Source organism: Enterobacter sp. 168J2, assembly GCF_034107265.1.
In the GTDB taxonomy this organism is placed as follows: Bacteria; Pseudomonadota; Gammaproteobacteria; order Enterobacterales; family Enterobacteriaceae; genus Enterobacter; species Enterobacter nematophilus.
Window position 1 is genome coordinate 786,141 of record NZ_JAWNEB010000001.1, and the last position, 24,705, is coordinate 810,845.

Consider the following 24,705-nt stretch of genomic DNA (forward strand, 5'->3'; position numbering starts at 1 on the left):
CAATTAAATCCATCCCGCCCGCATCTTCTGACAGGGTCTATGCTTAATAAAAGTAGACAAAAAGGGCGGTTTAGCCGAATGCCCCTGCTGACAGAGGGTTGAAGTGATAATCGTTATCACTAACATGGTGTTATGCCCTGATGGCTAATCAGATGAGGTGGACCTATGGAACTGCATTCAGAAACCTTCAATCCTGCCGATTTTGCCTGGCGCGGATTAACGCTCACGCCTGCGGCGGCGGCGCATATCCACGAGCTGGTGGCGAAAAAGCCCGAGATCCTCGGCGTACGCTTAGGCGTTAAGCAGACCGGCTGCGCGGGCTTTGGCTACGTGCTGGATACCGTCACCGCACCGGAAAAAGATGACCTGGTGTTTGAAACTGACGGCGCAAGGCTGTACGTCGCGCTGCAGGCTATGCCGTTTATCGACGGAACCGAAGTGGATTACGTGCGGGAAGGTTTAAACCAGTTATTCAAATTTCATAACCCGAAAGCCCAGAACGAATGCGGCTGCGGCGAAAGCTTTGGGGTATAGGCGGTACTATGTCTCGCAATACTGAAGCAACGAGTGATGTAAACACCTGGAGCGGCGGACACCTCAACTATAAAGAGGGGTTCTTCACGCAGCTGCAGACCGACGAGCTGGCGAAAGGCATTAATGAAGATGTCGTGCGCGCCATTTCGGCCAAGCGTAACGAGCCCGAGTGGATGCTCGAATTCCGCCTGAGCGCCTTCCGCGCCTGGCTGGAGATGGAAGAGCCGCACTGGCTGAAAGCCCACTACGACAAGCTGAACTATCAGGATTACAGCTATTACTCCGCGCCATCCTGCGGCAGCTGTGACGACACCTGCGCCTCGCAGCCCGGCGCGGTCCAGCAGACCGGCGCCGAGAACAGCTTCCTGAGCAAAGAGGTAGAAGAGGCGTTTAACCAGCTGGGCGTGCCCGTGCGCGAGGGGAAAGAGGTGGCGGTGGACGCCATTTTTGACTCCGTCTCGGTGGCGACCACCTACCGTGAAAAGCTGGCCGAGCAGGGGATCATTTTCTGTTCCTTTGGCGAAGCCATTCATGACCATCCCGAGCTGGTGAAGAAATACATCGGCACCGTGGTACCGAGCAACGATAACTTCTTCGCCGCGCTGAATGCCGCGGTAGCCTCTGACGGCACCTTTATCTACGTGCCGAAAGGCGTGCGCTGCCCGATGGAGCTCTCCACCTATTTCCGCATCAACGCCGAAAAAACCGGCCAGTTTGAACGCACCATTCTGGTGGCGGACGAAGGCAGCTACGTCAGCTATATCGAAGGGTGTTCCGCACCGGTGCGCGACAGCTATCAGCTGCATGCGGCGGTGGTAGAGGTCATCATCCACAAAGACGCCGAGGTGAAATACTCCACGGTGCAGAACTGGTTCCCCGGCGACGGCAACACCGGCGGTATCCTGAACTTCGTCACCAAGCGCGCGCTGTGCGAAGGCGAAAACAGTAAAATGTCCTGGACGCAGTCGGAAACCGGCTCCGCCATCACCTGGAAATACCCGAGCTGTATTTTGCGCGGGGATAACTCCATCGGTGAGTTTTACTCGGTGGCGCTGACCAGCGGGCACCAGCAGGCCGATACCGGCACCAAGATGATCCACATCGGGAAAAACACCAAATCCACCATCATCTCGAAGGGGATCTCCGCCGGGCATTCTCAGAACAGCTATCGCGGGCTGGTGAAAATCATGCCGACGGCCACCAACGCGCGTAACTTCACCCAGTGTGACTCAATGCTGATTGGCGCTGACTGCGGGGCGCATACCTTCCCGTACGTGGAGTGTCGCAACAACACGGCTCAGCTTGAGCACGAGGCGACCACGTCGCGTATCGGGGAAGATCAGCTCTTCTACTGCCTGCAGCGCGGCATCAGCGAAGAAGATGCCATTTCGATGATTGTGAACGGCTTCTGTAAGGACGTGTTCTCTGAACTGCCGCTGGAATTCGCCGTTGAAGCACAAAAACTCCTCGCCATTAGTCTTGAACACAGCGTCGGTTAAGGAAAGCACATGTTAAGCATTAAAGATTTACAGGTTAGCGTGGAAGAGAAAGCGATCCTGCGCGGTCTCAATTTTGACGTCAAGCCGGGTGAAGTTCACGCCATCATGGGGCCGAACGGCTCCGGGAAAAGTACGCTTTCAGCGACGCTGGCGGGACGCGAAGATTACGAAGTGACTGGCGGCTCCGTCGAATTCAACGGCAAAGATCTGCTGGAGATGTCGCCGGAAGACCGCGCGGGTGAGGGCATCTTTATGGCCTTCCAGTACCCGGTGGAAATTCCGGGCGTCAGCAACCAGTTCTTCCTCCAGACGGCGCTGAATGCGGTGCGCAAGTATCGCGGCCAGGAGGCGCTGGATCGCTTTGACTTCCAGGACCTGATGGAAGAGAAGATCAAGCTGCTCAAAATGCCGGAAGACCTGCTGACCCGCTCGGTCAACGTTGGCTTCTCCGGCGGTGAGAAAAAGCGTAACGACATCCTGCAGATGGCGGTGCTGGAGCCCGAGCTGTGCATTCTGGATGAGACGGACTCCGGTCTGGATATCGACGCCCTGAAGATTGTCGCCGACGGGGTGAACGCCCTGCGCGACGGCAAGCGTTCGTTCATTATCGTCACCCACTACCAGCGCATTCTGGACTACATCAAGCCGGACTACGTCCACGTGCTTTACCAGGGACGTATTGTGAAATCCGGTGATTTCACGCTGGTTAAACAACTGGAGGAGCAGGGCTATGGCTGGCTTACCGAACAGCAGTAATGCGCTCCAGCAGTGGCACAGGCTGTTTGAGGAGCAGGGGCATACGCGCTCCGAGCAGGCGCAGCAGCACTTGCAGCAGATGCTGCGTCTCGGCCTGCCGACGCGTAAGCATGAGAACTGGAAGTACACCCCGCTCGATGGCCTGCTGAACGGCGAGTTTGTGACGCGTCTGGCAGAGATTGACCCGGCCCGGCGCGACGCCCTGGCGCTGACGGTGGATGCGGTGCGTCTGGTCTTCGTCGACGGCGTCTGGCGCCCTGAACTGAGCGACGACGCCCAGGAAAGCGGGTTCGATATCATCATTAACGACGATCGCCAGAGCCTGAGCGCCCCGGTTCAGCCTGAGGTGTTCCTGCACCTGACCGAGAGCCTGGCCCGCAGCGTGACGCATATACGCGTGAAGCGTAACCAGCGCCCGGCAAAACCGCTGCTGCTGATGCACATCACCCAGGGCGTGGAGGGCGATGAGATCAACACCGCGCACTATCGCCATCACCTTGAGCTGGCGGAGGGGGCGGAGGCCACGGTCATCGAACATTACGTCAGCCTCAACGAGACCCGACACTTTACCGGGTCGCGGCTGACGATGAACGTCGCTGCGAATGCGCAGCTTCACCACATTAAGCTGGCGTTTGAGAATCCGCAGAGCCACCATTTTGCCCATAACGATATGCTGCTGGGCCAGGATGCCGCGGCGTACAGCCACAGCTTTCTGCTCGGCGGCGCGGTGCTGCGCCACAACACCAGCACGCAGCTTAACGGAGAAAACACTACGCTGCGCATCAACAGCCTGGCGATGCCGGTCAAATCAGAAGTGTGCGACACGCGCACCTGGCTTGAGCACAACAAAGGCTACTGCAACAGCCGCCAGCTGCACAAAACCATCGTCAGCGATAAAGGGCGGGCGGTGTTTAACGGCCTGATTAACGTGGCCCAGCACGCCATCAAAACCGACGGGCAGATGACCAACAACAATCTGCTGCTGGGGCGCCTGGCGGAAGTGGACACCAAGCCGCAGCTGGAGATCTACGCCGACGACGTAAAATGCAGCCACGGCGCGACGGTCGGGCGGATCGACGATGAGCAAATGTTCTACCTGCGCTCGCGCGGCATCGACCGGCAGGCGGCGCAGAAAATGATCATCTACGCCTTTGCGGCGGAGCTTACGGAAGCGCTGCACGATGGCGTATTGAAGCAGCAGGTGCTGGCCCGCATTGGTCAGCGTCTGCCCGGAGGCGAAGCATGAGTTTTCCCGTAGAAAAAGTGCGGGCCGATTTCCCTGTTCTGACCCGTGAAGTGAACGGCCTGCCGCTGGCCTATCTCGACAGCGCGGCCAGCGCGCAGAAGCCGAATCAGGTGGTGGATGCGGAAGCCGAGTTTTACCGCCACGGCTACGCCGCCGTGCATCGCGGTATTCATACGCTGAGCGCCGAGGCGACCCAGCGCATGGAAAACGTGCGCACGCAAATTGCAGCCTTCCTCAATGCGCGCCTGCCGGAAGAGCTGGTATTTGTGCGCGGCACCACCGAGGGGATTAACCTTGTTGCCAACAGCTGGGGAAACGCCCAGGTGCGCGCGGGGGATAACATCATCATCACCCAGATGGAGCACCACGCCAATATTGTGCCATGGCAGATGCTCTGCGAGCGTGTCGGCGCGCAGCTGCGGGTCGTTCCGTTGAACGAAGACGGCACGCTGCAGCTTGAACAGCTTGACGCCCTGCTGGACGACAGGACGCGGCTGGTGGCGGTCACCCAGGTCTCTAACGTGCTGGGCACCGAAAACCCGGTGGCAGAGATTATCGCAAAAGCCCATCAGGCCGGCGCGAAGGTGCTGATTGACGGCGCGCAGGCGGTGATGCACCACGCGGTGGACGTGCAGGCGCTGGACTGCGATTTCTACGTATTTTCCGGGCATAAGCTCTATGGGCCTACTGGGATCGGCGTGCTGTATGTGAAAGAGGACATCCTGCAGGCGATGCCGCCGTGGGAAGGGGGCGGATCGATGATCGCCACCGTCAGCCTGACGGAAGGGACGACCTACGCCCGAGCGCCGTGGCGTTTCGAAGCGGGCACCCCCAATACCGGTGGGATTATCGGCCTGGGGGCGGCGGTGTCTTACGTCTCCGCAATCGGCCTGGACGCCATCCAGGAGTACGAACAGCTGCTGATGCACTACGCGCTGCAGGAGCTTGCCAGCGTGCCGGATCTGACCCTCTATGGCCCGGCTGACCGGCAGGGCGTAATTGCGTTTAACCTGGGGAAACACCACGCCTATGACGTGGGCAGCTTCCTCGATAACTACGGCGTGGCCGTCCGGACCGGGCACCACTGCGCCATGCCGCTGATGGCCTTTTACCAGGTTCCGGCAATGTGCCGCGCATCGCTGGTGATGTATAACACAATGGAAGAGGTCGACAGGCTGGTGGCGGGGCTTAAGCGCATTCACCAGCTGCTGGGCTAAGAAGAGGCAAACGATGGCAGAACTGCCGGACAGAGACAAATTGCTGCGCAACTTTGGGCGTTGTGCAAACTGGGAAGAGAAGTACCTTTACATCATCGAGCTGGGGCAGCGTCTGCCGCCGCTCGGAGAAGAGGCGCATAACCCGGAAAACATTATTCAGGGCTGCCAGAGCCAGGTGTGGATCGTGATGGAGCAGTCTGATGACGGCACAATCGCACTGCACGGCGACAGCGATGCGGCCATTGTAAAAGGGCTGATTGCGGTGGTCTTTATTCTTTACCACCGGATGTCGGCGCAGGATATTGTCGCGTTCGATGTCCGCCCGTGGTTTGAAAAAATGGCCCTGACCCAACACCTCACCCCGTCCCGCTCCCAGGGGCTGGAAGCAATGATTCGCGCCATTCGCGCCAAAGCTGCAATCCTTAGCTAGACTTACAGAACAGCATTCATTCTGTTTCGCGAGGTGGTTCCCGCCTCGCTGGTTTTTCAGCTTTCTGGCGTCCTGCCAGTGAATAAGGAATCTCAGCATGAAGCGCGCGTCTCTAATAACTCTATTACTCCTCAGTTCGCTCGGTACGTTTAATTCGGCCCGCGCGATGGACTATCCGTTGCCGCCCGCAGGCAGCCGCCTGATTGGGCAAAATCAAACCTACACGATACAGGAAGGGGATAATAAGCTTCAGACCATCGCCCGTCGGTTTAATACCGCGGCGCAGGTGATCCTTGAAACGAACAATACCATTGCGCCGGTAAACCCCGCACCGGGTACCGTTATCACCATCCCTTCGCAGATGCTGCTGCCGGATACGCCCCGCGAGGGCATTGTGGTGAACCTGGCCGAGCTTCGGCTCTACTACTTCCCGCCGGGAGAAAATATTGTCCAGGTATTCCCGCTCGGCATCGGACAGCTGGGGCTGGAAACGCCGGTAAGCACCACCCGCGTTAGCCAAAAAATACCTAATCCAACCTGGACGCCAACGGCGGGCATCCGAGCGCGTTCCCTGGCCCAGGGAATTAAATTGCCTCCCGTCGTCCCGGCTGGACCAAATAACCCGCTGGGGCGTTACGCACTGCGTTTGGGTATTGGTAATGGGGAATATCTTATTCACGGCACCAGCGCGCCGGACAGCGTAGGCCTGCGCGTCAGTTCCGGCTGTATGCGAATGAACGCCCCGGATATTAAAGCCCTGTTTGAGCAGGTGCGGGTCGGCACGCGGGTACAAATTATCAATGAGCCGGTCAAATTCTCGGTTGAGCCGGACGGCAAGCGCTATATTGAGGTCCACCGTCCGCTGGCGCAGGTGGAGGGCGAGAACCCGCAAATTTCGCCCATTAGCCACTCCGCAGACTTTGCCGCCTTTGTTTCTCAATCCGGAAGCGATAAAGCGCTTATTGATAAAGCGCTGGCGCGCCGTGCGGGGATCCCGGTGGTTGTATCCGCCGGTAGCGGGCCCTCGGCCAGCAACAGCGTGTTGTCAGTGCAGAACAGCCGGGTGTCTGCTGCGGTAGCAGAAGAGGAAGGGGAGAAGGTAACGCAGTAGGGGTTTGACGCAGGCAAAAAAAATGGCGCACAATGTGCGCCATTTTATTAACAGGTACTATTACTTACGGTATTTAGTAGCCTGGTTGTCCAGACGCTGGTTAGCGCGAGCTGCGTCGTCTTTAGCAGCCTGAACGTCGGAACGCATTGCGTTCACGTCGTTGCTCAGCTGGTCAACTTTAGCGTTCAGAGTCTGAACGTCAGAAGACAGCTGATCGATTTTAGCGTTGCTGGAGCAACCAGCCAGCAGAGTAGAACCCAGGATTACCGCGCCCAGTACCAGTTTAGTACGATTCATTATTAATACCCTCTAGATTGAGTTAATCTCCATGTAGCGTTACAAGTATTACACAAACTTTTTTGGGTTGAGAATATTTTTTTGATGGGAATACGCCTATTTTTGATCGTTCGCTCAAAGAAGCATCGAATCAGTGCGTTTTGAGTAAAAAGCTATGTAAAAAAAGGCATTTTTCATCGGATTCATCTTAGATAAATCGCATTTAAATAGAAAAACCCGATTTGCTTTTTGAATGAATTTGGCTAATACCGCTAATAAAAAAAGCGCCCATTGGGCGCTTTTTATCAAATTTAATTCGTTCGTGAATTATTACAGCACGTGAACGGAGGCAGTGTTGGTTGTTCCGCTTGGTACCAGTGCACCAGAAACCATGACAACAACGTCGCCTTTCTGCGCCAGACCGCTTTCCAGAGCCATTGCTTTACCCTGAATGTAGAAATCGTCAGTAGAGGCGATCTCTTTGACCAGGTGCGCAACCACGCCTTTGCTCAGCACCAGCTGACGTGCGGTGGTTTCGTTGGTGGTCAGGGCCAGGATGGTGGCATCCGGGAAGTATTTACGCACTGCGCGCGCAGATTTACCGCCCTGGGTCGCAACCACAATCAGTGGCGCTTCCAGTTTCTCAGCGGTTTCTACCGCACCGCGGCATACTGCTTCGGTGATGCGCAGCTTGCGGCTGTCGTTGTTGAAGTCCAGACGGCTGGTCATCACGCGGTCTGTACGTTCGCAGATGGTCGCCATGATGCCGACCGCTTCCAGAGGGTATTTCCCTTTCGCGGATTCACCGGACAGCATCACTGCATCGGTACCGTCGAGGATGGCGTTCGCCACGTCGCCTGCTTCAGCGCGGGTAGGGCGTGGGTTTTTGATCATGGAGTCCAGCATCTGCGTGGCGGTGATAACCACTTTACGCGCGCGAACACATTTCTCGATCATCATCTTCTGCGCGAAGATCACTTCTTCAACCGGGATTTCAACGCCCAGGTCGCCACGTGCAACCATGATGCCGTCAGACGCTTCGAGGATTTCGTCGAAGTTGTTCAGGCCTTCCTGGTTTTCGATTTTGGAGATGATCTGGATCTTCTCGCCACCGTGGGCTTTCAGGTGCTCACGAATTTCAACCACGTCGGAACGCTTACGGATGAAGGACGCCGCAACGAAGTCAACGCCCTGTTCGCAGCCGAAGATCAGGTCCTGTTTGTCTTTCTCAGCCAGTGCTGGCAGCGCGATAGAAACGCCCGGCAGGTTAACGCCTTTGTTTTCGCCCAGGTCGCCGTTGTTCAGCACTTTACAGATAACTTTGTTACCTTCGATAGCGGTCACTTCCATACCGATCAGACCATCGTCGACCAGCACGGTGTTACCCACGGACAGATCGGTGGTGAAGCCTTCATAGGTTACCGCAACGATTTCGCTGTTACCGACAACGGATTTGTCGGTAGTGAAGGTGAAGGTCTGGCCCGCTTTCAGAGAGACGTCGTTACCGCCTTCCAGTTTGATGGTACGGATTTCCGGACCTTTGGTATCGAGCAGGATCGCCGCTTTTTTACCGGTCTTGCTCATCACGTTGCGCAAGTTCTGGATACGCTGACCGTGTTCCGCGTAGTCACCGTGGGAAAAGTTCAGACGCATCACGTTCATGCCGGCGTCCAGCATTTTGCTCAGCATCTCTTCGGATTCGGTTTTCGGGCCGATAGTACAAACAATTTTCGTCTTTTTCATGACAGTCTTAGTCTTTAAGTTGGGAAGGATATGGAAATCTCGCTCCGGGGGCGCACCGCCGCGGAGTCAAACCTGTGTTGCAAAAGAGTATATGACACGCACTAAGGATAGGAGACATCAAATGAGCGTGCAGAAGAAAGTGTGCCTGAGTGACAGCCCAACGAAGGAGAGGGGAAGTTGTAGGTTGTTTTTTGTATTCCAAGCGCTGAAACCATTCACCAGGGATTTGGCGCGCATTATACGCTGATTTTAAGATAAAAGGAAAATGGATACGGCGTTTCAGAATTAATCAATGCCGTTTCACATAATATTGTTATCAAGGCGTTAAGCCATGATGACAACTTTTGGCGGCAGGCGATCGACCTGCCGCATTTTGCCTATTTTTGCAGCGCCTGGCTGAGGTCGGCAATCAGGTCTTTCGGATCTTCAATGCCCACCGACAGGCGAATCAGCTGCGGCACAATACCGTTTGCCAGGCGTTGCTCCAGCGGAATCGAGGCGTGCGTCATGCTGTAGGGCTGGCTCACCAGGCTCTCCACGCCGCCCAGGCTTTCCGCCAGGGTGAACAGCTTCAGGTTGCGAATCACCTCGGTGGCGCGTTGCGCATCGCCTTTCACCACGACGGAAATCATCCCGCCCGGCAGGGCCATCTGCGTGCGGGCAAGCTGATACTGCGGATGCGATTCCAGGCCGGGATAGAACACTTTTTCGACCAGAGGATGCTGCGCCAGCCATTGCGCAATCTCCAGCGCGTTGCTGCTGTGCTTTTCTACCCTCAGCGCAAGCGTGCGGAGACCGCGCAGGGTCAGGAAGCTGCTAAAGGGATCCAGAACGCCGCCGACCGCATTTTGCAGATAGCCAAGCTGGTCCGCCAGCGCCGGGTTATCACCCACCACCGCCAGCCCGGCCACCACGTCCGAGTGGCCGTTAAGGTATTTGGTGGCGGAGTGAACCACGATATCGAAACCCGACGCCAGCGGGCGGTGGATCGCTGGCGACGCGAAGGTGTTATCCGCCACGCTGATGACGTTATGACGCCGCGCGATAGCGGCAATGGCCGCCAGATCCGCCAGCTTCAGAAGCGGGTTGGTCGGCGTTTCCACCCACACCATGCGCGTGTCCGGGCGAATGGCGTCCTCAAGCCCGGCTAAATCGTCCGGCTTAACCCAGCTGACCCGCAGGCCGGTGCTGCGCTTGCGTACGTTTTCGATCAGGCGATAGGTCCCGCCGTAAACGTCATCAATGGCGACGATATGGCTGTCTTTATCCAGCAGTTCGAGCACCGTGGAGATGGCGGCGAGACCGGAGGCAAAGGCGTAGCCGCGCGTGCCGCCTTCGAGCTCGGCGATGGCGGTTTCCAGCGCGTGGCGCGTTGGGTTGCCGCTGCGGGAATACTCATAGCCGGTATGCTCCCCGGGTGACGGTTGCGCAAACGTCGACGTGGCGTAAATCGGCGGCATGACGGCGCCGTGCTGGTCGTTAAACGCGCCGCTGTGGACGCTCAGGGTTGCCAGGTTTTTCATCGTTTAATCCTTTATTGCTGTAGACGATTGCGCCACGCGGTCAGGACGTCGCTGCGCGTAATCAGGCCGAGAAAACGGTCATTGTCGTTAATCACGGCCACCAGACCGCGGTCGAAGATGGCGTGCAGGGCGCTCTCCGGGGCGCGTTTGTCGAGGAATTCCACCTGACGGGTCATGGCCGCCGTGACCGGCAGGGCAAAGCGGTCGCCGTCGCCGCCGATATGCCGCAGCAGATCCCACTCGTCGATAATGCCCACCACCTTGCCGTTCTCAAGGACTGGGAGCTGAGAGATGTCATACAGGCGCATGCGTGCCAGCACGGTGGAAAGCGTATCGTCCGGAGCGGCAGTGACGGTGGCGCCTTCATCGTGGCGCAGGGCGATGTAGTCGGAGAGATCGCCCGCCTGAGGGCGCGTGATAAGCCCCTGCTGGCGCATCCAGTCGTCGTTGAACATCTTGGAGAGATATTTATTGCCGCTGTCGCAGGCGAAGGTCACCACGCGTTTAGGTATGGTCTGCGCCTGGCAGTATTTCAGCGCCGCCGCCAGCAGCGTGCCGCTGGAAGAGCCCGCCAGAATACCTTCCGTTTTCAGCAGCTCGCGCGCGGTGGTGAAGGCTTCCCGGTCGGAGATGCGCCAGGCGCGATTCACCCCTTCGATGTGGGCCAGCGGCGGAATAAAGTCTTCGCCAATTCCCTCTACCAGCCAGGAGCCCGCGTCGTGGTAGCGTCCGGTTTCCACCTGGTCGGCAAGAACCGACCCGGCGGGGTCAGCCAGGACAAACTCCGTGTGCGGCGAGTGCTCGGCGAACCACGCCTGCAGGCCGCCCAGCGTCCCGCCGGACCCAACGCCCACCACGATGGCGTCAATCCTGCCGTCAAGCTGCTCAAACAGCTCCGGTGCCGTGGTGGTGCGGTGCGCCAGCGGATTGGCCTCGTTATTAAACTGGTCGATATAAAACGCGCCGGGCAGCTCGTTGGCCAGGCGTCGGGCGTAATCCTGGTAATAGGCGGGGTGGCCCTTGTTGACGTCGGAGCGGGTCAGCACCACCTGGGCACCCAGCGCGCGCAGGTGGAAAATCTTCTCGCGGCTCATTTTGTCCGGCACCACCAGGATCAGCGAGTAGCCTTTCTGGGCGGCGATCAGGGCCAGGCCGAGGCCGGTATTCCCCGCCGTTGCCTCAATAATCGTGCCGCCCGGCTGCAGCTGGCCGGTGCGCTCCGCTTCGTTAATCATCGACAGCGCAACGCGGTCTTTAATCGAGCCGCCGGGGTTCTGGTTTTCCAGCTTCAGAAACAGCGAGCAGGGGCCGGTATCGAGCTTATGCAGCTGGATCAGCGGCGTGCGGCCAATCAGTTCGGTGACGGAGTGGTAAATCGTCATGATGTTTTCCTTTCTGGATGTCATGACGGGATGATAGGGCGGTGAAATTTTCTCAATAAAGAACCATTCACTGCCTTTTAGAACGTAATGGAATATAAATGTCGTTTTTGGATGTCAGGACAGCAAGACGTACAGTTGTCTGGATGTGAGGATGGCTATACCGGCATAAAATGCTGAAAAAATGACCGCTTTTACGGAAGGTAAGCCAGCACATATGCGTCTGGCAGATAATCATTGCTGAAATTAGTCTAAATACTTCCCGCCCGGCAAACTCGCTGTTTATTTCCGAAAGTTATAAGACATGCTTTTTTGTTCATTTCAAAGCTGATAACGCCTGTTTACTATCATTTGGACATCCATACTGCTAAACCGCTATATGCGCAACGGATAACGTATAAGAATGATCGTACTCAGGAATATTTCGAAGGTTTTTGACAACGGAAAAGTCGCGCTGACCGCCGTTGATAACGTCAATTTGACGATAGAGCAGGGACAAATTTACGGCATTATCGGCTACAGCGGGGCCGGGAAAAGCACGCTGATTCGCCTGCTCAACGGTCTGGAGAAACCCAGCGCCGGGAGCGTCACCATTAACGGGCAGGATATCTCCGCCGCAAAAGGTGAAGCGCTGCGCCTGGCGCGCCTGAAGATCAGCATGGTGTTTCAGCACTTCAACCTGCTGTGGTCGCGCACGGTGAGTGAGAACATTGCTTTCTCGATGCAAATCGCCGGTGTGCCAAAAGCTAACATTAAGGCGCGCGTCGCCGAACTGGTGGAACTGGTTGGCCTGAAGGGGCGCGAGAATGCATATCCGTCGCAGCTGAGCGGCGGGCAAAAACAGCGCGTGGGGATTGCGCGCGCGCTGGCCAACAACCCCGACGTGCTGCTCTGCGATGAGGCTACGTCCGCGCTCGACCCGCAGACCACCGATCAGATCCTCGATCTGCTGCTCGACATTAACCGCCGCTTCAAACTCACCATCGTGCTGATCACGCACGAGATGCACGTGGTGCGCAAAATCTGCGACCGCGTGGCGGTGATGGAGAACGGTAAAGTGGTGGAAGAGGGCGACGTGCTGAGCGTTTTCACCCATCCGCAGCAGCCCATCACCCGGCAGTTCGTCCGCCAGGTGAGTCAGTACGCCGAGGAAGAGACCTTCAATACCGAACTGGCAAACGATCTGGAAGGCACGGTGATCAGGCTGACCTTTACCGGACACAGCACCCATAAGCCGATTGTCGGGGAATTAACCCTGCGCTACGGCCTGCCGTTTAACATCCTGCACGGAAAAATGACGCAAACCGCCCACGGTGTTTTCGGGCAGCTCTGGGTCCACGTGGTGGCCTCCGATGAACAACTGAACAATATCCTCGCCGACCTGAAGCAAAGCGATATTGAAGGCGAGGTAATTAAACATGGCTGAGAATCTCTTTCCGCATCTCAAGTGGGATCAGCTCTGGGCTGCCACGCTGGAGACGCTGTATATGACCGCGCTTTCCGGCGTGGCGACCTTTGTTCTGGGCATCGTGCTGGGCCTGGCGCTGTTTTTAACCGCGCGCGGTGGCTTGTTCCACAACCGCACGGTCTACAGCGTCATTTCGATTGTGGTGAACGTGTTCCGCTCTATTCCGTTCATCATTTTAATCGTCCTGCTCATCCCGTTCACCAAGACCGTCGTCGGTACCATCCTTGGTGCTAACGCGGCGCTGCCGGCGCTGATTGTCGGCGCCGCGCCGTTCTACGCGCGTCTGGTGGAGATCGCCCTGCGCGAAGTGGACAAAGGGGTCATAGAAGCAACGCGCTCGATGGGCGCACGACTGAGCACGCTAGTGTTTCGGGTTTTACTGCCGGAATCATCACCTGCACTGGTTTCAGGTATTACGGTGACGCTGATTGCGCTGGTGAGCTACAGCGCAATGGCGGGGGTGATTGGCGCCGGCGGTTTGGGAAATCTGGCTTATCTGGAAGGATTCCAGCGCAACCATGGTGACGTCACGCTGGTGGCAACGGTGACCATTTTAATCATCGTTTTCATTATCCAGTTCTGCGGCGATGTCATTACTTCACTGTTAGATAAACGCTAATAAAACACACAGGAACCACATCATGAAAAAGACACTGACGCTGATCGCGGCCGCCACCCTGAGCGCCCTGAGCTTCGCCTCCTGGGCCGACACCCTGACCGTGGGCGCGTCCAACACCCCGCACGCCGAAATTCTGGAGCAGGCCAAGCCGATTCTGGCGAAGCAGGGTATCGATCTGGAGATTAAACCGTTCCAGGACTACATTCTGCCCAACACCGCGCTGGCCGGACGTGACATCGACGCCAACTACTTCCAGCACATCCCTTACCTGAACAGCGTCCTGAAGGATCACGCGGGCGATAAGGACTACGATTTTGTCAGTGCGGGCGCGATCCACATTGAGCCAATCGGCATCTACTCCAAAAAATACAAATCCCTGAAGGACCTCCCGGAAGGCGGCAAGATCATCATGCGTGATGCGGTTTCTGAAGAAGGCCGCATTCTCTCCATCTTCGAAAAAGAGGGTGTGATCAAGCTGAAGCCGGGCATCGACAAAGTGACGGCGCGCATCAGCGATATCGTTGAGAACCCGAAAAAACTGAAGTTCACGCCGAACGTGGAAGCGTCCCTGCTGCCGCAGATGTACAACAACGACGAAGGCGACGCGGTGGTGATTAACGCCAACTACGCGATTGACGCCGGTCTGGACCCGGTTCATGACCCGATTGCGGTAGAGAGCGGTGAAAACAACCCGTACGCCAATATCATTACCGTGCATCGCGGCGACGAGAAGAAGAAAGACATCGTCGCGCTGGTGAACGTGCTGCACTCCAAAGAGATTCAGGACTGGATCCGTACTAAATACAAAGGCGCGGTCATTCCAGTAAACAACTAATTGTTTGATTTTCCAGATGAAGCCCGGCGAGATCCTCGCCGGGCTTCTTTTTTGTATCCGGGGGGAGAATCATTTAAGCTCAACGTTTAACAGGCAATGGAGTGATGACGATGGGTAACGTGACCAAAGATGAAGCGCTGTACCAGGAGATGTGCCGGGTGGTCGGAAAGGTGGTGCTGGAGATGCGTGATTTAGGGCAGGAGCCGAAGCATATTGTCATTGCGGGCGTGCTGCGCACGGCGCTGGCGAACCAGCGCATCAAGCGCAGCGCACTGACAACCGAAGCGATGGAAACGGTGGTTAAGGCGCTGGCCGGGTAAGGCGTCAGCGTTTCGCGTGTTACTCAGATCCTGCATATCAACAGTCGTTATTGTTATTTCCCCTCCCTGATGGAGGCGTGTTTTACTGAACTCAGGTAAAGCGAGAGGGGTAAAGACGATGAAAAAATGGATCGGCACGCTACGGCGGTTTTTTGCGACCCGGCCCGCGAATGCGGAGAACAGCGCGCAGCGTGTTCTTGAGTCAATACTGCCTGTTGCCAGCCTCTATGGCGTGGACGTCGCCAACATAGACCCGGAGCGGTTCCATGATAAAACGCCACGCTGAACTTCGCCGCACGCGCGAAACGTACTGGAATGTGCTGTGCGTGATGCGTGTAAAGCAGGGATGAACGGAAAAATACGCGGGCAAATCCTCGGTAAACCGTAGCCGTTTTGTTACCAATATCTCCTTTCTCAGAAGGAGATGATAATGAAACGGATAATACTCACCCCGGCACTCTCTGCCACCGCACTACTGATTGCCATGCAGGCGGCGCACGCTGCGCCACAGGCGCACGTCGTCTGCGGTTACTCCCACACGCTCGGCGACGATGCCATTATGATGTACGGCATGCCCAATGAGGCCATGCTCCACGATTTTTTTGGCAACGTGCAAACGGATGCCTTCTCCAGCCGCGAATCGCTGCGTACGCATGAAAAGACCACCTGCGATAATAAAGCAGACAGCTCGGCTTACTGGGCACCCTCTCTGAAATTGCCTGACGGAACGGTGGTCAAACCTGCCTATCAAAAAACCTATTATCAGGCATCGAACGTGGACGCCTGGCCGCTGCACCCGTTCCCGGCGGGGCTATCGCTGCTGGCGGGCGATCATCACGGCACCGCGCCGAATCCACATATCACCTTCCTGTGCGCTAACGGCCACGGCTACACCACCAAAACGGGTGAGGTCTGCGGCTTACGCAAGGCGAACGATGCCGTGCAGTTTAATATCGGCATTCAGTTTCCAAACTGCTGGGATGGGGTAAATCTTAAGCCCGCCCACGGTCTGGTCAACGCCACCTACGACACCAAAGGGCAGTGCCCGTCCGACTTCCCGGTGAAAATTCCCACCGTGAACATGAACATTGCGTACGTGCTCCCGACGATTAGCTCGCTCGATACCAGTAAAGCGCAGCTTTCCCTCGACCCCATCATGCACGGCGACGAGCGTGAAGAGCGGTGGGGGAGCCTGTATACGGCGCATGCTGACTTTATGAACGGCTGGACGGAAGACGCCGCGCGCTTTATGACCGACCTGTGCATGAACCGCGGGCTGGACTGCGGCACCACCGTTCCGTACGGTTATTCAAAGGCGAAGGCCAACGTCTGGCTCAGCAGCCTGGAGCCAGCGCTTTCCCAGCCCGATCCACAGGCCCTGCTGGTGCAGGATAACTGGCAGAACGGCGGACGCACGAAAAACAGCGAAACGCTGTCGCTGGTGAAGTTCCACATTCCCCCGCTGCCAGCCGGACAGGATCCGTCGCAGTTTAAATACCGCGTGCGGATTTATGGCGGGAAAGTGGAAACCAACGGCGCGGATCAAATCTTCTTCTATCCGGCAAGCAACGACTGGGATCCGGCCAGCGTGAGCTGGCAGTCGCGGCCAGCCTGTAACTACCGTTCGGATGCGGTGCTTTACCTTAACCACTCCCGCGGATACCGGATGGTGGACGTGGATAAAGCGGTGCGCAAGGCGCTGGCAGAAGGGAAAACCGAGATTTCGTGGTACATCGGCGGCGATCGTCAGGGAAATCACTACCAGTTTGAGACGGCATCCTCCCCGCAAAGCCTTATCCTGATGCTGACCGGCTTTAGCAAAACGCCGGAGATCTGATCGCGCCGCGTTTTTTTGTTCTCATCATCGTTAACTGGTAATGTCGTCAGTCTGAATGACGGTGCCAGTTAACGCTATGAGCATAAAAAAGATGATAAAGCGCAGCATCGCGCTGTGGGTGCTAGTCTGCCTGATAAGCGGCGTGCTGCTGTATGCGGAACAGATACGCCGCCAGTTCTGGGAGCGCGATCGCGAGTTTACGGCGCTTTATTCGGCGATCGGCGCCGTGCTGACGCAAAACGAGTCGGTGCTTCCGCTTCTGAATGGCGATGAAGATATCACCGCGTTAAGCAAAAAATTCCCGCATATTAAGGCCCTGGAAAAAACTACCGGTCGCGCGCTCGACGCCGCCCGCGTGGAGCCGTTTCGCGGCGTTCAGTACTGGCTATACAACCCGTGGCGGCAGATCCGCGTCCTGATCGACTTAAGCGCGCTGCTTGCGCCGAGCCATAGCTTTGCAGAGCTGCATCTGAACCTCTCTAATAACGATCGGCCGTGGTCTACAGACGCTTTCTGGCACTGGCAGCGCACCTTCCCGCAGCATACTCAGCCCTTTACTCTCTCTGCCGCGGCAGAACCGGACTGGTTCAGGGTCTCCTGGCTGGCGTATCCGCTGCTCTTTCTGACGTGGGGGATGGTGATTGCGGGCGCGGGAACCGTGCTCTGGCAGCGCAAACAGCGCCAGCAGGCCGAGCAGCGTGCGCTCTATTATCAGCATGCCAGGCTTAACACGCTGGGAGAGATCACCGCGGGCATCGTCCATGAAATCAACCAGCCGCTGACCGCCGTGCAAACCTGGATCCAGGGGGCGCAGCGACAGCAGCAGCAGGATAATCCGCAGGCCGTGTCGCAGGCGCTCGCGGCCGCGCTGCTGCAAACGCAGCGTATCAGCGCCTTGCTGACGCGGTTTCGCGAGCATGTTGTTCAGGAGAAGGTGACCCTGCGCGAAACCGATCTGGTTCAGTGCTGGCTGCAGGTGGAAAATTTACTGGAGCACGAGCGCAAATCCAGACGTATCGCGATAATCCACGCGTTTGCCGAGGATGCCATGACCGTGCTGGCGGACCGACTCTGGCTGGAGCAGATCCTGCACAATCTGCTCAGCAATGCGATTCAGGCGCAGCAGGAGAGCACGCACGGCTGGGTGCGAATCGACAGTCAGAAAAATGAGAAGGGCATTCTGGTTACTCTGACCGACGGCGGGCCCGGGTTTAGCCCGGATGCTCTGCAGAACGCATTTATGCCATTCTTTAGCGGACGCCCCGGCGGAATTGGGCTGGGGATGACGTTAACGGAAACGTTGATAACGCGCATGAACGGCTCGATTACCCTGGGCAATGCCCCGCAGGGTGGGGCGCAGATCCGCTTGCAGCTGGCAGCAGGAGAGGAGACAAAGCATGGATAAGGTTGTCTGGCTCATCGATGACGACGAGTCCATCAGAGAATCCCTGGCGTTTTTACTGTCGGGGATGGGCTGGCAGGTTAAGACGTTTGAGAGCGTCGAAGCCTTTACGAAAACGCAGGACGGTCAATCGGCGCTTGTCGGCTGTCTGCTGCTGGATATGCGCATGCCGGGCAAAGGCGGGCTGACGTGGCTGGAAGAGGGCGAATGGCCCTGGCCGCTGCTGCCGGTGATTATTATGACCGGGCACGGAACGATCGACGCCTGCCGTCGCGCGTTTCGCAACGGCGTGTTTGAGTTTTTCACCAAGCCGTTAGACGCCGATAAGCTCATCGAAACGGTTGGGCTGGCGTTCGAGGAGAGCCAGCGACGGTCTGCCGCCTGGCAGGATATTTCGCAGATCAAAGCACGCTTTGAACAGCTAACCGCGCGGGAGCACGAGGTGTTGACCGTACTGATGGAAGGGTGCAGTAACAAAGAGGTGGCTGCACGTCTGAATCTTTCCCCGAGAACCGTGGAAGCGCACCGCGCGGCGGCGTTTGCCAAGCTCGGCGTCACCAGCCTGGTACAGGCGAGCCGGGCGTACGACAAATTGCAATCCGTATAATTACCAGGTGGAGTGCGTAATCAACCGAATTACGTTTCGTTGTGCAGTTAAGTAACCTTTGAGATGTCAAACAACACTCGAGGAAGTGCAATGAAAAAAGTAATGATGGTTGCGGCACTGGTCGCGGGTAGCGTAAGTCTGGCCGCGCAGGCCGAGACGTTGACCCAAAAGAATCTCTCTCTGGCGCAGGCTAACGCGCTGGCAACATCCGCCATTCAGTCCTGTGCAGCGAAAAATTACCAGGTCGCGGTTACGGTGGTTGACCGTGCGGGCGTGGTAAAAGCGGTGCAGCGTATGGATAACGCCGGTCCTCACACGGTAAAAGCCAGCGAAATGAAAGCGTTTACGGCGCTTAGCGCAAAGAATGCGTCAGGCAAAGTGATGGAAGCGGCGCAGAGCAATGCGGGCGCACAGAACATGCGTGATATTCCTGGCTACCTGCTGCTGGCAGGTGGTCTGCCGGTAAAAGAAGGCGATGAGGTGATTGGGGCGATCGGCATCGGCGGCGCGCCGGGCGGTCATCTTGATGAAGCCTGCGCTCAGGCGGCCATTGACGGGCTGAAAAAGTAATCTAAAAAAGCACCGGTTTACCGGTGCTTTTTTTTATCAAATCTTGCAGGCATCACCGCAGTCGTCGTCGGCAACAACCGCCTGCGCTTTCTTATCCGCGTCGTCCAGACGTTCCGCGTTACGCTCTTCCGCTTCATCCAGTCCGTTAAAAACTAAGTTATCGAGATCAATTTCCATGTTGCACCTGCTCTGTTCGGTTTTTGATACTGGCACAGTATAGGGTAAAAAACGTCGGCAATGTACCTCGCAGCACATAAGGATAATCCCTGCCATACTCAGTGCTTTATCACCGAGGAGCGCTCATGATTACACTCTGTAAAACCTGCGGTACCTCCTATGACGGAAAGCCGGAGAGATGTCCGATTTGCGAGGATGAACGCCAGTATGTCCCGGCCAGCGGTCAGGCGTGGATTGATTACGCGACGGTGACGGCCACGCACGCGAACAAATGGCAGCAGCTGGAGCCCGCGCTGTTCAGTATCAAAACGGTACCGTCCTTTGCAATTAGCCAGCGAGCGCTGCTTCTGCGCACTCCACACGGCAATATTCTGTGGGACTGCATTGCCAACCTTGATCCCGCAACCCAAACGCTCATCACCGCGCTCGGTGGCCTTCACGCCATTGCGATTTCGCATCCGCACTATTACACCACGATGCAGGAGTGGGCCGCGGCTTTCGATGCACCGGTCTATCTGCACGCCAGCGACCGCGAATGGGTGATGCGCAACAGCCCGGCGATTCACTTCTGGGATGGCGATGCGCTGGAGATTATGCCCTCGGTCACGCTGCTGCGTCTCGGCGGCCATTTTGCGGGCGGAACGGTGCTGCACTGGCAGGAGGGCGAGGGCGTTTTGCTGGCGGGGGATATTTTGCAGGTCACGCCGGGGAAAGATGCCGTGTCGTTTATGTGGAGCTACCCGAATATGCTCCCGCTGCCTGCCCGTACGGTTGAGGACGTTACCCGGCGCCTGGCGGGAAGATCGTTCGCGCGTCTTTACGGCGCGTTTGAAGGGCAGAACATCCCGGCGAACGCCGACGACATCGTGCAGCGGTCGGGCCAGAAATATATTGCTTGTCTCAGGTAAAGTACGGTGGGTAAACTTTACGAGTGTGATCGCGATCATACCTAAACGAAAACAGATAAAAGAGAAATTGCTATGCAACATATCATTGAAGGTTTTCTCAGCTTTCAAAAAGAGATTTTCCCGCAACGTAAAGAGCTCTTTCGCAGTTTAGCGTCCAGCCAGAATCCCAAAGCGCTGTTCATCTCCTGCTCCGACAGCCGTCTGGTTCCTGAACTGGTCACCCAGCAAGAGCCGGGACAGCTTTTTGTCATTCGTAATGCTGGCAACATTGTCCCGCCTTTCGGACCGGAGCCGGGCGGCGTCTCCGCAACTATCGAGTACGCGGTGGTGGCGCTGGGCGTGACCGACATCGTGATCTGCGGCCACTCCAACTGCGGCGCGATGAAGGCGATTGCCGATAACGCCAACCTGGAGCCGATGCCTGCCGTATCGCACTGGCTGCGCTATTCCGACGCGGCAAAAGCCGTTGTAGAGAAGAAAAGCTGGGACACGCCTATCGATAAAGTGAATGCGATGGTGCAGGAGAACGTGTTTGCGCAGCTGAGCAACATCAAGACCCACCCGTCCGTCGCGGTGGGCCTGCGTAATAACTCCATCCGACTGCACGGTTGGGTATACGACATTGAAAGCGGCAAAATCCTTGCCCTGGATAAGAACACCAAAACGTTCGTATCGCTGTCGGAAAACCCGGAGGTCTTCTTCGAGTAATCACCGATAGCAGGGCATGGAAGCCCTGTCAGTTCTCCACGTACGGTAACCTACGCCGTCTCCCTGAGGCTTGTTTTTCAGCCGCCTTCGCCATCGCCTCTGCAATCTCCGCACACTCCGCCAGCCCCTGAACGAAGGGACGATCGTGCATTAGCCACGGTATTGCGCCGAAAGCGATGCGCCCGCGAACCGTTTCAGGCGCTTTAAGCGTGTAATCCTCGCCAACGTCGGGTATCTCGTCGCCCGTCTCTGCCAGCTGTTTACGCAGCGTCGGGAAAGGCAGGTCCTTTGTTTTGAGCGGCTTTTGTCCGCGCGCATCAATAAACACGTCGAAACGATAAACGGTCTCTTTGGTGGTAATGACCGTCCGATCGCTGCCGGCATCAAGCGTGTAATCATCGCCGAGCGCCGCCACGCTAATGATGCCGGCCTCGCGAAGCGCAAGCAGCCTGCGGATAGACTGCGGCGGGATGGCGGCATAGTTGTCGATAAACACGCGGGCGAGGCCCTGCTTAAAGCGCTCTCTGTCCTCTTCGTTGAGGTGGGGCACAATCTCCTGAACCACCTCATGCAGCCGAAGGACGGTATAGCGCCAGGCCACGGTGCGCCGTTCGCGTTTGTTGCGCTCAACCTCGCTGAGGTTCTCTTCCGCCCAGGTAAAGGGCCCGTGCCGCTTACGATCCTCAAACCACGCCTCACGAAGGCTGTCGGCATCCTGGTTACGCAAGGAAATTTTCTCGCACCAAGCCGGGTCGGCGAGCTCGAGCTCTTTCACCATCAGGGCAAAGATGCGGTCAAGCAGGCCGTCCGATCCTTTGGCTATCTCGCTTTCAACCACGAATTCGGTCAATACCGACAGCGGCTCATAAGGGATAGGGCAGTAAAAATCGGCCTCAGGCAGAATGCCCGTTCGGGACATCAGCGTAATGTTTAACCCTTCGCTGCCCTTGTCGAGGATGAATTTACCGTCACGAAACTCACCGTGCTGCATCACCACCGCCATAGCCGCGTCCAGACCGCTCAACGAGGTTCCCATAATGCCCACGCGGCAAGGGGGAATGCTGGCGTCCATCAACCCCGACCATGGGCTGGGGAAGAACGTGCGCGTGGCTTCCTCCTCATCCGGCCAGACATGGCCGGTGGCGATCACCGCCAGGTCGAACCGATCGGGCAAGGTGGTGTTGTTGACGGAAAGGGTGACGCCGGTTGTCGAGGGGATGATGTCCGTTACCTTCGCGGATTCATGAACCGTCACCTGGAACCCCAGCTTTTTTGCCTCTTTCACGATTGAACGAAAGCTGTCGCGAAAATACTCTCCCAGCAGGAGCCTCGGCAGGAACTGCCGGTCATGCAGGCGGGCTTTATCAACCTTAAAGCGCGCCAGATGGGCGTCGCTCTGTTCTTTAAGCCAGTCGAGGTAGGTCATAAAAATGGGCGGGATTTCAATGCTCGCAATGTTCGCCAGCATCAGCCGGGAATTATCGTCGTCGTTATAGGGCATGCCCACGCCGGCTTCATCGGCCTGTTCGAAGATGGATACGGAGAGCGGAGTGCTGTTATTTAGCAGATGATAAAAGGTGTAAATCCCTGTGGGGCCGGAGCCGATAATCGCGATATTCTTCATTGACGCGCTTCCTGTTTTTTTTCCATAAGAAAAGCGTAGCAGGAGAATAATGATGAAAATAAGGGATTAAGAAAATTCAGGCTAACAGGAGAGAATTTGCACCATTTCAGGACTGAAATGGTGCGTCCGAGTGGACTCGAACCACCGACCCCCACCATGTCAAGGTGGTGCTCTAACCAACTGAGCTACGGACGCAGAATGGTGCGTTCAATTGGACTCGAACCAACGACCCCCACCATGTCAAGGTGGTGCTCTAACCAACTGAGCTATGAACGCAACGTGTTGTCGGTGACAACGGGGACGAATATTAGCGGCACAGCACCGAGGTGGCAAGAGGGAAAATGCATTTTTCTCTCTGATTTCACGCGATTGCTTCATTACCGCGCAAAGTGAAGAGAAAGTAGCCGCCAGCGGGCGGCTACTGCATATTTAACGCGCAGCGCGCTGCAAAATTACCGTTGACGGCTGGCGCTGCAGGAAGCGCATGCGCATCATCATCATGATCGCCGCCGACGTCAGTCCGATAATAAAGCCCATCCAGAATCCGGCTGGCCCCATGCGATCAACGACCAGATCGGTCAGCGCCAACACGTAGCCAGCCGGCAGACCCAGCACCCAGTAGGCGATAAAGGTAATAAAGAAGATCGAACGCGTGTCTTTATATCCGCGCAATACGCCGCTGCCAATCACCTGGATGGAGTCAGAAATTTGATATACCGCAGCCAGCAGCATCAGGTGCGAGGCCAGCGCCACCACGTCCGGGTTGTCGTTATAGAGCAGGGCGATCTGTTCGCGCAGCGCCACCGTAAACAGTGCCGTGCAGATGGCCATACAGACGCCGACGCCCAGCCCGGTCCGCGCGGCCGTTTGCGCATCCAGGGTGGAGCCCTGTCCCAGGCGGAAGCCAACGCGAATCGTCACCGCCGCCGCGAGCGACATCGGCAGGACGAACATCAGGGAGCTAAAGTTGAGCGCAATCTGGTGTCCGGCGACGTTAACAATCCCCAGCGGGGAGACCAGCAGGGCAACCACGGCAAAGAGCGTCACCTCAAAGAACAGGGCCAGCGCGATCGGCAAGCCTAGCTGTACCAGACGCGTCATGATGCTCCAGTCCGGCGTGCTGAATCTGTTTGCGTTGCGAATATCGCGCATTGAACGGGCGCGTTTCACATAGGCGATCATACTGAAGAACATTACCCAGTAAACCGCAGCCGTCGCCACGCCGCAGCCGACGCCGCCCAGCTCCGGCATGCCGAAATGACCGTAGATAAAGACATAGTTCACTGGAATATTCACCAGCAGGCCGATAAAGCCCATCACCATGCCGGGCTTGGTTTTCGCCAGTCCTTCACACTGGTTACGTGCCACCTGGAAGAAGAGGTAGCCAGGCGCACCCCAGAGCAGGGCGCGCAGATAGCCCACGGCTTTATCTGCCAGCGCCGGGTCAATATTGTGCATAGCGCGGATGATATGGCCCGCGTTCCAGAGCACGACCATAATCAGCACGGAAACAAACCCTGCCAGCCAGAAACCCTGGCGGACCTGATGGGCAATACGCTCGCGACGACCCGAGCCATTAAGCTGAGCGATAACCGGCGTGAGGGCGAGCAGCAGACCGTGGCCGAACAGGATGGCCGGCAGCCAGATTGACGTGCCGATGGCAACGGCCGCCATATCGGTGGCGCTGTAGCCACCCGCCATTACCGTATCCACAAATCCCATTGCGGTCTGGGCCACCTGCGCGACGATCACTGGTATAGCCAGTGCCAATAACTGGCGCGCTTCATTCATGTACTTCTGCACGTGAACACCTTTATTTTGTAGTTATATGAGAGACTAAAAAAGCCGCCGTAACTGGCAGCAAGAAGAAAATGCAGGGGGGTGCCAGCTATTGTAGCGGGCTTTAGCTATTTATC

At 57.0% G+C, this 24,705-nt stretch carries 25 protein-coding genes and 2 tRNA genes; 18 read left to right on the forward strand and 9 right to left on the reverse strand.

The genetic code is table 11. The annotated features are described in order from the left end of the window. Positions 1-165 precede the first annotated feature (165 nt). The 7 genes from sufA to ldtE all read left to right on the forward strand — a co-directional run bounded on the left by sufA (position 166) and on the right by ldtE (position 6,793). Positions 166-534: a Fe-S cluster assembly scaffold SufA gene (gene sufA, locus USG84_RS03870; protein WP_061098459.1), complete on the forward strand. Its 369-nt coding sequence runs from the start codon at positions 166-168 to the stop codon at positions 532-534. An 8-nt stretch (positions 535-542) separates the two neighbouring features. Further along, positions 543-2,033 (forward strand): Fe-S cluster assembly protein SufB, encoded by a 1,491-nt coding sequence (gene sufB, locus USG84_RS03875; RefSeq protein WP_032657798.1) that lies wholly within the window; start codon positions 543-545, stop codon positions 2,031-2,033. Between the two features lie 9 nt (positions 2,034-2,042). Continuing rightward, positions 2,043-2,789, forward strand: a complete 747-nt coding sequence (sufC, locus tag USG84_RS03880) for a Fe-S cluster assembly ATPase SufC (protein WP_061098458.1) — start codon at positions 2,043-2,045, stop codon at positions 2,787-2,789. Next, positions 2,764-4,035 carry a Fe-S cluster assembly protein SufD gene (gene sufD / locus USG84_RS03885; RefSeq protein WP_253541677.1) on the forward strand — a complete coding sequence of 424 codons (1,272 nt, stop codon included), beginning with the start codon at positions 2,764-2,766 and terminating at the stop codon, positions 4,033-4,035. The genes sufC and sufD overlap by 26 nt, the downstream gene beginning before the upstream one ends. Beyond that, positions 4,032-5,252, forward strand: a complete 1,221-nt coding sequence (sufS, locus tag USG84_RS03890; protein WP_151413247.1) for a cysteine desulfurase SufS — start codon at positions 4,032-4,034, stop codon at positions 5,250-5,252. The genes sufD and sufS overlap by 4 nt, the downstream gene beginning before the upstream one ends. Before the next feature lie 13 nt (positions 5,253-5,265). Continuing rightward, positions 5,266-5,682, forward strand: a complete 417-nt coding sequence (sufE, locus tag USG84_RS03895) for a cysteine desulfuration protein SufE (RefSeq protein WP_028012869.1) — start codon at positions 5,266-5,268, stop codon at positions 5,680-5,682. A gap of 97 nt (positions 5,683-5,779) precedes the next feature. Further along, positions 5,780-6,793 carry a L,D-transpeptidase LdtE gene (gene ldtE, locus USG84_RS03900; RefSeq protein WP_253541680.1) on the forward strand — a complete coding sequence of 338 codons (1,014 nt, stop codon included), beginning with the start codon at positions 5,780-5,782 and terminating at the stop codon, positions 6,791-6,793. A gap of 60 nt (positions 6,794-6,853) precedes the next feature. Here the strand turns inward: ldtE and lpp are convergent, their stop codons facing one another. The 4 genes from lpp to USG84_RS03920 form a co-directional block, all read right to left on the reverse strand. Then, a complete protein-coding gene (gene lpp, locus USG84_RS03905) occupies positions 6,854-7,090 on the reverse strand; it encodes a murein lipoprotein Lpp (RefSeq protein ID WP_001082307.1) in 237 nt (78 codons plus the stop codon). A gap of 309 nt (positions 7,091-7,399) precedes the next feature. Beyond that, entirely contained in the window at positions 7,400-8,812 is a 1,413-nt protein-coding gene (gene pykF, locus USG84_RS03910) for a pyruvate kinase PykF (RefSeq protein WP_151413248.1), read from the reverse strand. A 377-nt stretch (positions 8,813-9,189) separates the two neighbouring features. Then, positions 9,190-10,335: a trans-sulfuration enzyme family protein gene (locus tag USG84_RS03915; protein WP_151413249.1), complete on the reverse strand. Its 1,146-nt coding sequence runs from the start codon at positions 10,333-10,335 to the stop codon at positions 9,190-9,192. Positions 10,336-10,346: 11 nt separating this feature from the next. Beyond that, positions 10,347-11,717 (reverse strand): pyridoxal-phosphate dependent enzyme, encoded by a 1,371-nt coding sequence (locus tag USG84_RS03920; protein WP_151413250.1) that lies wholly within the window; start codon positions 11,715-11,717, stop codon positions 10,347-10,349. 400 nt (positions 11,718-12,117) lie between these two features. On the opposite strand from USG84_RS03920, the gene USG84_RS03925 reads away from it, so the two are divergent. From USG84_RS03925 to USG84_RS03965, 9 genes are all read left to right on the forward strand, one after another. Continuing rightward, a complete protein-coding gene (locus USG84_RS03925) occupies positions 12,118-13,140 on the forward strand; it encodes a methionine ABC transporter ATP-binding protein (RefSeq protein WP_253541686.1) in 1,023 nt (340 codons plus the stop codon). Then, positions 13,133-13,801, forward strand: a complete 669-nt coding sequence (locus tag USG84_RS03930; protein WP_008500617.1) for a methionine ABC transporter permease — start codon at positions 13,133-13,135, stop codon at positions 13,799-13,801. Before USG84_RS03925 ends, USG84_RS03930 begins: the two co-directional genes overlap by 8 nt. A 22-nt stretch (positions 13,802-13,823) precedes the next feature. After that, complete coding sequence (locus tag USG84_RS03935; RefSeq protein WP_061098451.1) at positions 13,824-14,636, forward strand: MetQ/NlpA family ABC transporter substrate-binding protein; 813 nt, start codon at positions 13,824-13,826, stop codon at positions 14,634-14,636. A gap of 110 nt (positions 14,637-14,746) precedes the next feature. Continuing rightward, complete coding sequence (fumD, locus tag USG84_RS03940; protein WP_028012876.1) at positions 14,747-14,956, forward strand: fumarate hydratase FumD; 210 nt, start codon at positions 14,747-14,749, stop codon at positions 14,954-14,956. A 118-nt stretch (positions 14,957-15,074) separates the two neighbouring features. After that, positions 15,075-15,242 carry a hypothetical protein gene (locus USG84_RS03945; RefSeq protein ID WP_253541689.1) on the forward strand — a complete coding sequence of 56 codons (168 nt, stop codon included), beginning with the start codon at positions 15,075-15,077 and terminating at the stop codon, positions 15,240-15,242. A 144-nt stretch (positions 15,243-15,386) separates the two neighbouring features. Continuing rightward, on the forward strand, positions 15,387-16,793 hold the full coding sequence (locus USG84_RS03950) for a DUF1996 domain-containing protein (protein WP_151413251.1): 1,407 nt from the start codon (positions 15,387-15,389) through the stop codon (positions 16,791-16,793). 91 nt (positions 16,794-16,884) lie between these two features. Further along, positions 16,885-18,198 (forward strand): sensor histidine kinase, encoded by a 1,314-nt coding sequence (locus USG84_RS03955; protein ID WP_253541692.1) that lies wholly within the window; start codon positions 16,885-16,887, stop codon positions 18,196-18,198. After that, on the forward strand, positions 18,191-18,802 hold the full coding sequence (locus USG84_RS03960) for a response regulator transcription factor (protein WP_151413252.1): 612 nt from the start codon (positions 18,191-18,193) through the stop codon (positions 18,800-18,802). The genes USG84_RS03955 and USG84_RS03960 overlap by 8 nt, the downstream gene beginning before the upstream one ends. Before the next feature lie 90 nt (positions 18,803-18,892). Continuing rightward, entirely contained in the window at positions 18,893-19,372 is a 480-nt protein-coding gene (locus USG84_RS03965) for a GlcG/HbpS family heme-binding protein (protein WP_151413253.1), read from the forward strand. A 36-nt stretch (positions 19,373-19,408) separates the two neighbouring features. Here the strand turns inward: USG84_RS03965 and USG84_RS03970 are convergent, their stop codons facing one another. Beyond that, the gene (locus USG84_RS03970) at positions 19,409-19,549 is read right to left on the reverse strand and encodes a hypothetical protein (protein ID WP_061098445.1); all 141 of its coding nucleotides are present in this window, start codon (positions 19,547-19,549) and stop codon (positions 19,409-19,411) included. A gap of 125 nt (positions 19,550-19,674) precedes the next feature. Here USG84_RS03970 and USG84_RS03975 point away from each other — a divergent pair, with 125 nt between their 5' ends. Both USG84_RS03975 and USG84_RS03980 read left to right on the forward strand, forming a co-directional pair. After that, positions 19,675-20,457 carry an MBL fold metallo-hydrolase gene (locus tag USG84_RS03975; protein WP_151413254.1) on the forward strand — a complete coding sequence of 261 codons (783 nt, stop codon included), beginning with the start codon at positions 19,675-19,677 and terminating at the stop codon, positions 20,455-20,457. A gap of 72 nt (positions 20,458-20,529) precedes the next feature. Further along, the gene (locus USG84_RS03980; RefSeq protein ID WP_061098443.1) at positions 20,530-21,165 is read left to right on the forward strand and encodes a carbonic anhydrase; all 636 of its coding nucleotides are present in this window, start codon (positions 20,530-20,532) and stop codon (positions 21,163-21,165) included. A gap of 28 nt (positions 21,166-21,193) precedes the next feature. On the opposite strand, the gene USG84_RS03985 is transcribed toward USG84_RS03980, so the two are convergent. The 4 genes from USG84_RS03985 to mdtK all read right to left on the reverse strand — a co-directional run bounded on the left by USG84_RS03985 (position 21,194) and on the right by mdtK (position 24,592). Beyond that, positions 21,194-22,789 (reverse strand): FAD-NAD(P)-binding protein, encoded by a 1,596-nt coding sequence (locus USG84_RS03985; protein ID WP_253541695.1) that lies wholly within the window; start codon positions 22,787-22,789, stop codon positions 21,194-21,196. Between the two features lie 118 nt (positions 22,790-22,907). Continuing rightward, positions 22,908-22,984 (reverse strand) — tRNA-Val (locus USG84_RS03990). 4 nt (positions 22,985-22,988) lie between these two features. Then, positions 22,989-23,065, reverse strand: a tRNA-Val gene (locus USG84_RS03995). A 153-nt stretch (positions 23,066-23,218) separates the two neighbouring features. Next, positions 23,219-24,592: an MdtK family multidrug efflux MATE transporter gene (gene mdtK / locus USG84_RS04000; protein WP_151413255.1), complete on the reverse strand. Its 1,374-nt coding sequence runs from the start codon at positions 24,590-24,592 to the stop codon at positions 23,219-23,221. Positions 24,593-24,705 lie beyond the last annotated feature (113 nt).